Source organism: Micromonospora sp. CP22 (assembly GCF_009712475.1).
Taxonomy (GTDB): domain Bacteria; phylum Actinomycetota; class Actinomycetes; order Mycobacteriales; family Micromonosporaceae; genus Micromonospora.
Genome location: NZ_VCJO01000011.1, coordinates 180,265 through 189,795, shown reverse-complemented (window position 1 = coordinate 189,795; position 9,531 = coordinate 180,265). Strand labels below are relative to the sequence as shown.

6 protein-coding genes and 1 pseudogene are annotated in these 9,531 nt (G+C 70.8%); 3 read left to right on the top strand and 4 right to left on the bottom strand.

The features are described from left to right. Positions 1-146: pseudogene (locus tag FF096_RS19055) on the top strand (IS5/IS1182 family transposase); the annotation flags it as partial. Positions 147-258: 112 nt separating this feature from the next. Beyond that, positions 259-699 carry a hypothetical protein gene (locus tag FF096_RS19050; protein ID WP_155220352.1) on the top strand — a complete coding sequence of 147 codons (441 nt, stop codon included), beginning with the start codon at positions 259-261 and terminating at the stop codon, positions 697-699. A 287-nt stretch (positions 700-986) separates the two neighbouring features. Here the strand turns inward: FF096_RS19050 and treZ are convergent, their stop codons facing one another. From treZ to glgX, 3 genes are read right to left on the bottom strand one after another with little or no spacing between them, the layout of a single operon-like run. After that, the gene (gene treZ, locus FF096_RS19045) at positions 987-2,711 is read right to left on the bottom strand and encodes a malto-oligosyltrehalose trehalohydrolase (RefSeq protein ID WP_155220350.1); all 1,725 of its coding nucleotides are present in this window, start codon (positions 2,709-2,711) and stop codon (positions 987-989) included. 16 nt (positions 2,712-2,727) lie between these two features. After that, the gene (treY, locus tag FF096_RS19040; protein ID WP_155220348.1) at positions 2,728-5,013 is read right to left on the bottom strand and encodes a malto-oligosyltrehalose synthase; all 2,286 of its coding nucleotides are present in this window, start codon (positions 5,011-5,013) and stop codon (positions 2,728-2,730) included. A 1-nt stretch (position 5,014) separates the two neighbouring features. Continuing rightward, entirely contained in the window at positions 5,015-7,132 is a 2,118-nt protein-coding gene (gene glgX, locus FF096_RS19035; RefSeq protein WP_155220346.1) for a glycogen debranching protein GlgX, read from the bottom strand. Between the two features lie 360 nt (positions 7,133-7,492). Here glgX and FF096_RS19030 point away from each other — a divergent pair, with 360 nt between their 5' ends. After that, positions 7,493-8,896, top strand: coding sequence for a glycosyltransferase family 4 protein (locus tag FF096_RS19030; RefSeq protein ID WP_309223581.1), 1,404 nt, complete (start codon positions 7,493-7,495; stop codon positions 8,894-8,896). Between the two features lie 101 nt (positions 8,897-8,997). Here the strand turns inward: FF096_RS19030 and FF096_RS19025 are convergent, their stop codons facing one another. Beyond that, positions 8,998-9,444: a hypothetical protein gene (locus FF096_RS19025; RefSeq protein ID WP_155220342.1), complete on the bottom strand. Its 447-nt coding sequence runs from the start codon at positions 9,442-9,444 to the stop codon at positions 8,998-9,000. Positions 9,445-9,531 lie beyond the last annotated feature (87 nt).

Sequence of the window (9,531 nt, the reverse complement as noted above, 5' to 3'; positions counted from 1 at the left end):
TCGGCTGGCTCATGCACCACCGCCGACTCGTCCGCGACTACGAAACCCGACCCGACAACTCCGCCAGCATGATCACCCTCGCCATGATCGACAACCTCGCCAAACGCCTCACCACCGAAACCACCCCAACCTGGCGAGACGGCTAAAACCACAACGCACGCAAAATACGTGAATCAGACGTCCTCTTAGTCCGTCTAGCATTGGGTTCACAGTCGGCTCACACCGTGAGCGCATCTTTCCTTTACGTCTGGAGTAGGCATGCCCAAAGTTCGTTCTTCCCGCTTCGTCCGCCTTTTGGCCGCAGCTGCCGCTGGCGCGTTGGGCGTAGTGGCCATGCTTCCCGCAGCCAGCGCCCAGGCGGGCACGGGCACGTTCACCGTGTCGGTCAAAGGCGGCTACAACAACACCGTTCCCCTCGGCACCGCCAGTGGCAGCATGACGGGGGTGAAGGGGGGCGGCCAGGCGAGCTACTCGGTGACGCTTTGTGGGCAGAACACCTATCCGAGTTCGCGCGTGACCATCCAATGGGGAACCGCCATGGCCGACCACACCGTCTACTACCAAGCCTGCGAGACCTTTACCGGCACCCTCTACTCCAGCTACGGCCTCACCGACTTTGAGGTCGTTGTGTACGGATCAACCTTCTACCCGGGCAACCAGTACACCACGTACTCGAAGAGCGCAATACGGTACTTCTGATCCGGTCCGGCACCGCCTGACGGACGAATCATCGGTCCAACGACCGGGGCAGCCGACGAGGGTGGCCAGGCGGGCCACGCCGGGGGGTGCGGGTCGGGTGCGGGCACGCTCGCCGAGGAGGGTACGCGTCGAAGGCCGCACCCGGCCCTCGGCCGCCGCGACCAGCATCCGGCCCACCCCGGCCAGGGGCCACCGCCTCGGCCGGATCGCCCGCCGGAAGTAGGTCCATTTTGAGGTCACGGTGAAATCAGAGTTCTGAGGACTGTCACGCTCGCGGAAGCGGTTGCCTACAGCGCCACTATCGCTGCTGTTTCCGCAGGCAACTCGATGCGGTCGCGTTGGACGGTGACGCCTTCGCCGGTGGTCAGCAGAACTCGTCGGGCCACCCCGGGAAGCGTCACCAGTTGCGGTTTGTCGGCGAGGTTGGCGGCTACCAGGCAGCCGCCTCGTCGCAGCACCAGGAACCGGTCGCCGTGCCGTACGTCGACAGCGAACAGGTGCGGATCCGACAGCTCTGCCCGTGACTTCCGCAGCGCGATCAAGCGCCGGTAGAAGTCGTACATCGCCCGGTGGTCGGGCTTGTCCAGCTCGGCCCAGTCGAGCCGGGAGCGCAGAAAGGTCTGCCGGTCCTGCGGGTCCGGCACCTCGGTGGCGGACCATCCGTGCGACGCGAACTCCGCGCGGCGGCCGGTGACCACGGCGGCGGCCAACTCGGGCTCCGGATGCGAGGCGAAGTACTGCCACGGCGTCGACGCCGCCCACTCCTCCCCCATGAACAGCATCGGGGTGAAGGGGGCGGTCAACAGCAGCACCGCCCCCACCCGCAGCATGGCGGGCGACAGCGTGGCCGAGAGGCGGTCACCGACCGCCCGGTTGCCGATCTGGTCGTGGTTCTGCAGGTACGCGACGAAGCGGTGGCCGGGGGTGCGTCTGTCGACCGGGCGGCCGTGCTGACGCTGGCGGAAGCTGGACCAGCTACCGCTGTGGAAGAACCCGCCGCGCAGCACCTCCACCAGGCATTCCATGCTGCCGAAGTCGCCGTAATACCCCTGCCGCTCGCCGGTGAGCAGGGTGTGCAGGGCGTGGTGGGCGTCGTCGTTCCACTGGGCGTGCAGGCCGAAGCCGCCGGCCTCGCGTGGGGTGATCAGCCGGGGGTCGTTGAGGTCGGACTCGGCGATCAGGGAGAGCGGTCGATTCAGGTGCACAGACAACGACTCGACCTCGACGGCGATCTCTTCCAGCAGGTGCACCGCGCGGCTGTCCGGCATGGCGTGTACGGCGTCGAGGCGCAGCCCGTCGACGTGGTAGTCGCGCAGCCACATCAGGACGCTGTCGATGATGAAGCGGCGTACCCCGTCGGAGTGCGGTCCGTCCAGGTTGACCGCCTGTCCCCAGGGGGTGTGCCGCTCCGACAGGTAGGGCGCGAACCTCGGCGCGTAGGCCCCGGAGGGCCCGAAGTGGTTGTAGACGACGTCGAGGATCACCCCCAGCCCGCGGGCGTGGGCGGCGTCGACGAGCCGTTTCAGGCCGTCCGGTCCGCCGTAGGGCTCGTGTGGGGCGTACCAGCAGACGCCGTCGTACCCCCAGTTGTGTTCGCCGTTGAAGGCGTTGACCGGCAGCAGTTCGATCAGGTCGACGCCGAGGTCGACCAGGTGGTCGAGTTTGCCGATCGCCGCGTCGAAGGTGCCTTCCGGGGTGAAGGTGCCGACGTGCAGCTCGTAGAGGATGCTGCCGGGCAGTTGCCGCCCGGTCCACGACCCGTCGCTCCAGGTGAACGCCGAATGGTCGTAGATCCGGCTGGGCCCGTGCACCCCGGCCGGTTGCCAGCGCGAGCGCGGGTCGGGCAGCGGCTGCTCGTCGTCGTCGAGCAGGAAGGCGTAGTCGCGGACGGCGTCGGGCACCTCGACCCGCCACCACCCGTCCCGTCCGGCGCGCATCTCGTGGTCGGCGGTGCCGGGCAGGTGCAGCCGCACCCGCTTCGCCTCCGGCGCCCAGACGGTGAACTCGGTCATGACGCAGCCTCCCGGGTCAGGTGGTGGGCACCAGCAACGCGACGGGATAGCTGGTCAGCAGATCGGCGAGACGGACCTGGGAGCCACTGTAGACCCGACCGGTGAACAGGCACGACATCTCGTCGACGGGTAGTGACATGGTGGTGTCCCGCCACCCACCGGCCGCCGCCAGGCGCAGCGGCAGCCGGGTGGCCACGGCGACCGCGCCACCCCGGTCGAAGGCGACGGCGTGCCGGGCCGCCGGGCCGCGCACCACGACCGGCTGGTAGTCGCCGAACAGCTCCGGCAGGTCACGGCGGGCCCGCAGGGTCCGCGACACCACGAGCAGCTTCGCCGCGCCGGTGTCGTCCACCTCCGGCTGCCAGCCGGCGTCGAGCCGGGCCAGCAGTTCCCGGCGTACGCCGAAGTCGACCGGACGGCGATTGTCCGGGTCGACCAGGGAGTTGTCCCACAGTTCGGTGCCCTGGTAGGTGTCGGGCACCCCGGGCATGGCGAGCTGCACGAGTTTCTGCCCGAGCGAGTTCGACCAGCCGGGCGGGGTGATCTCGGCGGCGAGGGCGGCCAGCTCCGACGAGACCGTCGGGTCGTCGTACATGGCGTCGACCAGGGCGTGCATGGCTCGTTCGAAGGCGGGGTCGGGGTCGATCCAACTGGTCGCGACCGCCGCCTCCCGGGCCGCCTTCTCGGCGTACGCGTGCAGGCGCTCCCGCTCGATCGGCCAGGCGCCGACGGCGGTCTGCCAGAGCAGGTGCGCCAGGGCCGCGTCGGGCAGCGGCACGGCGGCCATCCAGCCGGTGACCGCCTCGGCCCAGCGGCGCGGCAGTTCGGCGAGGACGGCGAGGCGGGCCCGGACGTCCTCACCGCGTTTCGTGTCGTGGGTCGACAGGGTGGTCATGCTCGTCGGCCAGCGCTGGTGGCGGGCGGCGGCGAAGCGGTGGAAGCGGCCGGGCCGGGTGCCGAAGTGGGTGGGGCTGCCACCGACCTCGTTGAGCGCGACGAACCGGCTCCACCGGTAGTAGGCGGTGTCCTCGACGCCCTTGGCCATCACCGCCCCGGTGAACTGCGGGAAGCGGCGGGCCAGCTCGTCGTCGGGGTCGCGGAGCCGGCGGGTGATCGCGTCCAGCGCGCCGGTCAGGTCGCTGCGTCGACGACCGGCCTCGGCGCGGGCGTTGGCCAGGTGCCGGGCACCGTCGGGCGGGTAACCCCGGTAGACGGCGAACGCGGCGGCGAGTTCGGCCAGGGCGGCGCGGGCCGCCTCGGGTGCCACGTCCGGGGCGAGCGCGGCCAGCCGGTTCAGCTCGGCGGCCAGCAGGCGGGTGGCGGCACCGAGTTTCGTGTCGTGGGTCAGGTCGGCCCAGGAGGTGGCCCGGCCGACGAGTCGGGTGTCCAGGGCGGTGAAGTCGGCTTCGGCGTCGCCGTCGACGAAGAGCCCACCGACGGCGCCCAGCGCGTCGTAGCCGGTGGTGCCGTCGACCGGCCAGGCCGGCAACTCCTCGCCGTACTCCAGGATCTTCTCCACGACCAGCCAGACGTCCGGCGCGGCGGCGCGCAACCGGGCCAGGTAGCCGGCGGGGTCGCGTAGCCCGTCGGGGTGGTCGACCCGGATGCCGTCGACCTCGTCGGCCGCCGCCCAGGCCAGGATCAGCTCGTGGGTGGCGGCGAACACCTCCGGGTCCTCCACCCGCAGCCCGGCCAGGCCGGAGACGGCGAAGAACCGACGGTACGTCAGTTCGGCGTCGCCCCGACGCCAGGAGACCAGCTCGTAGTGCTGCCGGTCGTGCACCTCGCGGGCGCTGCCGTCGCCGGTGCCGTCGGCGATCGGGAAGCGGTGCTCGTGGTAGCGCAGCTCCCCGTCGGCGAGCTTGAGATCGTCGAGGGCGTCGGGGTCCTCGGCGAGCACCGGCAGCAGCAGCCGCCCCCGCTGCCAGTCGATGTCGAACCAGTTCGCGTACGCCGAGTCGGGCCCCCGGCGCAGCACGTCCCACCAGGCCGGGTTGGCCGCCAGCACGGCCACCCCGGCGTGGTTGGGGACGATGTCCACGACCAGCCCGAGGCCGGCGTCGCGCAGGGCCCGCAGCAACCGTTGGCGGCCGGCCTCGCCGCCGAGTTCCGGGTTGACCTGCCGGTGGTCGACCACGTCGTAGCCGTGGGCGCTGCCCGGGGCGGCGGCCAGCAGCGGCGCGCTGTAGAGGTGGGTGACGCCGAGGTCGGCGAGGTAACCGGCGAGACCGGCGGTGGCGGCCAGGTCGAAGCCGGGCCGCACCTGCACCCGGTAGGTGGCGACGACGGGCTTGGCCGGCATGTCAGGCCGTCCTCTCCAGCACCACCAGGCAGCGGTCCGGTACGCAGATCGTGCCACCGGCCTCCACCGTGGTGCCCTTGTCCTGGTCCGGTTCGGCGGTGCTGATCACCAGGTCCCACCGTTGGCCGAACTCGACCGGCGGTCCGGTGAAGTCCAGCGGCGCGTCGTGGGCGTTGAAGCAGAGCCAGAACGAGGCGTCGTGGTGGCGTTGGCCGTACTGGCCACGTTCCCGGATGCCTTCGCCGTTGACGAACAGCGCCACCGAGCGGCCGAAGTCGTTGCCCCAGTCCTCGCTGGTCATCTCCCGCCCGTCGGGGGTGTACCAGGCCAGGTCGGGCAGCGGCTCGTCGACGCCGCGGCCGCGCACCGGCAGGCCGGTGAAGAAGCGGCGACGCTGGAACACCTGGTGCCGGCGGCGGAACTCGACCAGCCGGCGGGTGAAGTCGAGCAGGTCGCCGTCGACGTTGTCCCAGTCGATCCAGGCCAGCTCGTTGTCCTGGCAGTAGGCGTTGTTGTTGCCGCGCTGGGTGCGGCCCAGTTCGTCGCCGTGGCCGATCATCGGTACGCCCTGCGACAGCAGCAGGGTGGCGATGAGGTTGCGTCGCTGCCTCGCGCGCAGGCCGAGTACCCCGGGGTCGTCGGTGTCACCCTCGACGCCGCAGTTCCAGGAGCGGTTGTGGCTCTCGCCGTCGCGGTTGTCCTCGCCGTTGGCCTCGTTGTGCTTGTCGTTGTACGACACCAGGTCGGCGAGGGTGAACCCGTCGTGGCAGGTGACGAAGTTGATGCTGTGGAAGGGGCGACGCCCGTCGTCCTGGTAGAGGTCGGCGGAGCCGGAGATGCGGGAGGCGAACTCGGCGAGGGTGGCCGGTTCACCGCGCCAGAAGTCGCGCACGGTGTCGCGGTACTTGCCGTTCCACTCGGTCCACTGCGGTGGGAAGTTGCCGACCTGGTAGCCGCCGGGGCCGATGTCCCACGGTTCGGCGATCAGCTTCACCCGGCTGACCACCGGGTCCTGCTGGACCACCTCGAAGAAGGTGGACAGCCGATCCACGTCGTAGAACTCCCGGGCCAGGGTGGCGGCCAGGTCGAAACGGAATCCGTCGACGTGCATCTCGGTCACCCAGTACCGCAACGAATCCATGATCAGTTGGAGGGAGTGCGGGCTGCGTACGTTGAGGCTGTTGCCGGTGCCGGTGTAGTCGACGTAGTAGCGGCGGTCGTCCTCGGACAGCCGGTAGTAGCTGGGGTTGTCGACACCCTTGAAGCTCAGCGTCGGTCCGAGGTGGTTGCCTTCGGCGGTGTGGTTGTAGACCACGTCGAGGATGACCTCGATGCCGGCGGCGTGCAGCGCCTTCACCATGCCCCGGAACTCCTGCACCTGCTGGCCGAGGTGTCCCAGGGCCGAGTACGCGTGGTGCGGGGCGAAGAAGCCGATGGTGTTGTAACCCCAGTAGTTGCGCAGGCCCAGGTCGGCCAGGCGGTGGTCGTTGACGAACTGGTGCACCGGCATCAGCTCGATGGCGGTGATGCCGAGTCGGGTCAGGTGCTCGATCATCGGGGGTGAGGCGATGCCGGCGTACGTGCCGCGCAGTTCCTCGGGGATGCCGGGCAGCCGCATGGTGAGCCCGCGTACGTGGGCCTCGTAGATGACCGAGTGGTGGTAGGGGATGCGCGGCGGCGCGTCGTTGCCCCAGTCGAAGTACGGGTTGACCACCACCGACTTCGGCATGAACGGCGCCGAGTCGTCGGTGTTGATCCGCTCCGGGTCGTCATGGTGGTAGTCGTAGACCGCCGGGTCCCACTGCACGTCACCGTCGATGGCCTTGGCGTACGGGTCGATGAGCAGCTTGGCCGGGTTGCAGCGCAGCCCGTTGCCGGGGTCGTACGGCCCGTGCACCCGGTAGCCGTACCGCTGGCCCGGCCCGATCCCCGGCAGGTAGGCGTGCCAGACGTACGCGTCGACCTCCCGCAGCTCGACCCGGCGTTCGGCGCCGGTGTCCCACTCGTCGAAGAGGCAGAGTTCGATCCGTTCCGCCACCTCCGAGAAGATCGCGAAGTTGGTGCCCATCCCGTCGTAGGTGGCGCCGAGGGGGTACCGCTCGCCCGGCCAGACCTGCATGTCGCTCCTTCGGCCCACGTGTCATGAGCGCGCCCGCACCATGAGCGCACCCGCCGGGGCGGCCCGGTGATGCGCGCGGCGGTAATGCCCCGCACGGCCCATCACCAATCCATCCGATCGGGTGAATGTCCGATATCCGCCCGACTGAGTTGAGCTGAACCCTGCGGTGTCGTCGGTCACTGCGGCCCTGTTCGAGATGCGGGATCGGCCGTCATGACGTTTCCTTGTTCGCGGGCGTGTGTCAGCGCGCCTATGGAGATCCTCGCACCACGGGCGCGTCCACGCGTGTCCGAAACCCAACCCTGCCCTCTCGCCGCCACCGATGTCGGCGCGTTCCTCCCTGCACGGACGGAGACTGATGTGACCACCCTGCGGGTCGGTGGACGTAGCGCCACCGCTCCGGACCGCGTCCACCGCCCCACGCTCACCTCGCGCCCCCAGGTGCCGACGCAGTCCGGCGCCACCGCCGGGTCGCAGGCCCGCCGCATCCTGATGCTGTCGTGGGAGTACCCGCCGGTGCTCGTCGGCGGGCTCGGCCGGCACGTGCACGCGCTGTCGGTGGCGTTGGCCGCCGCCGGTCACCACGTCACCGTCGTCACCCGGCACGCCGACGGCGCACCGCTCGAGGAATACGTCGACGGCGTACGCGTCGTCCGCGCCGCCGAGGACCCGGTCACCTTCCCCCTGGCCACCGGTTCGCTGCTGGCCTGGACGATGGCGTTCAACCACACCCTCACCCGCGCCGCGCTGCACGCCGCCACCACCGGCGACTACGACGTCATCCACGCCCACGACTGGCTCGTCGCCCACACCGCCATCACCCTGCGCGACCACCTCGACCTGCCGCTGGTCACCACCATCCACGCCACCGAGGCCGGTCGGCACCAGGGCTGGCTGCCGGAGGAGATGAACCGCACCATCCACGGCGTGGAGCACTGGCTGGGCGGCGAGTCGGACCGGGTGATCGTCTGCTCCGGCTACATGCGCGACGAGGTGACCGGCCTGTTCGGGGTGCCCACCGGCCGCGTCGACGTGGTGCCCAACGGGGTGGAACCGCACCGCTGGCGGGTCTCCGCCGCCGCCGTGGCGCAGGCACGCGCCCGGTTCGCCGGGGACGGTCCGCTGGTCACCTTCGCCGGCCGGCTGGTCTACGAGAAGGGGGTGCAGCACCTGATCGCCGGGTTGCCCCGGCTGCGGGAGCGGCACCCGGGGCTGCGCGCGGTGATCGTCGGCGACGGGCCGTACCGGGGTGAACTGGAGGCCGACGTGCACCGGCTCGGCCTGACCGGCACGGTCAGCCTGCCCGGGTTCCTCGGCGGCACGGATCTTCCTGCGGTGATGGCCGCCTCGGACTGCTTCGCGGTGCCCAGCATCTACGAGCCGTTCGGCATGGTGGCGCTGGAGGGTGCCGCCGCCGGTGCGCCGCTGGCGGTCGCCGAGACCGGCGGGCTCGCCGAGATCGTGGAGCCGGGCGTCACCGGCGTGACCTTCCGGCCGCGTGATCCGGAGGCGTTGACCGACGCGGTGCACACCCTGCTCTCCGACGCCGAACGGGCCCGGACGCTGGCCCGGCGGGCCCGGATCATGGTGCACGAGCAGTACGGCTGGGCCGCCATCGCCAGCCGCACCGCCTCGACGTACGCCTCGGCGATCGCCCAGGCACCGGCGTTCGCGGCGGAACGCGCGGCGCGTCAGATGGCGCACGGGCGGGCGTTACCGGCGATCCCGGAGGGCAACCTGCTCGCCGCCGCCGGGCTGCGCTGACCCTTCTCCCGCCGCCACCTCGGCCGGAGCGACTTTCGTCCGCGTGGCCACGGCCCCGACCCGGCCCCGACCCGGGTCGGGGTCGCCTGCCGGGCCAGATGTCAGTCGAGCAGCCAGCGGTGCAGTTGGGTGCCGTAGGGGGTCAGCGCGACAACCGCCGTCGCGCACCACAGCGCCGTGCCGACGGTGAGCCGGCGAAACGTCTGCCGGTCGCCGACCCGCCAGGTGCGGACGAGGGCCACCGCCCCGAGCAGCACGGCCACCGTGGCGAGCGGCCAGACGAACATCGCCACCACGCGGCTGAGTTCGAAGACCCAGAGCAGCGGGTTCCACGCCGAGTCGGGGCCGAGCGGCGGCAGGGAGTCCTTCGGATCACCCAACCGTTCCAGCCCCGGGTCCAGCAGTGCGGGAAGGTCACCGACCCGCGATGCGGCCGCGAGCAACACGCCGAGGCTGCCGACCAGTGCGGCGGTCAGCAGCAGCAGTTGGGCCGCCAGCACCATCCGCCCGCCGAGTGACAGCGGGCGGGCCTGAACCTGCTGACTCATACGCGCACCGTACCGCTTGCCCGGTAGCTGGTGACCACCAGAGCCCGCCATGCCCGTTCGGACAGTTCACTCTGTCGTTACGATCTT

Coding starts and splice junctions, on each gene's coding strand:
- FF096_RS19050 (WP_155220352.1), top strand. CDS start 259: ATGCCCAAAGTTCGTTCTTCCCGCTTCGTCCGCCTTTTGGCCGCAGCT.
- treZ (WP_155220350.1), bottom strand. CDS start 2,711: ATGACCGAGTTCACCGTCTGGGCGCCGGAGGCGAAGCGGGTGCGGCTG.
- treY (WP_155220348.1), bottom strand. CDS start 5,013: ATGCCGGCCAAGCCCGTCGTCGCCACCTACCGGGTGCAGGTGCGGCCC.
- glgX (WP_155220346.1), bottom strand. CDS start 7,132: ATGCAGGTCTGGCCGGGCGAGCGGTACCCCCTCGGCGCCACCTACGAC.
- FF096_RS19025 (WP_155220342.1), bottom strand. CDS start 9,444: ATGAGTCAGCAGGTTCAGGCCCGCCCGCTGTCACTCGGCGGGCGGATG.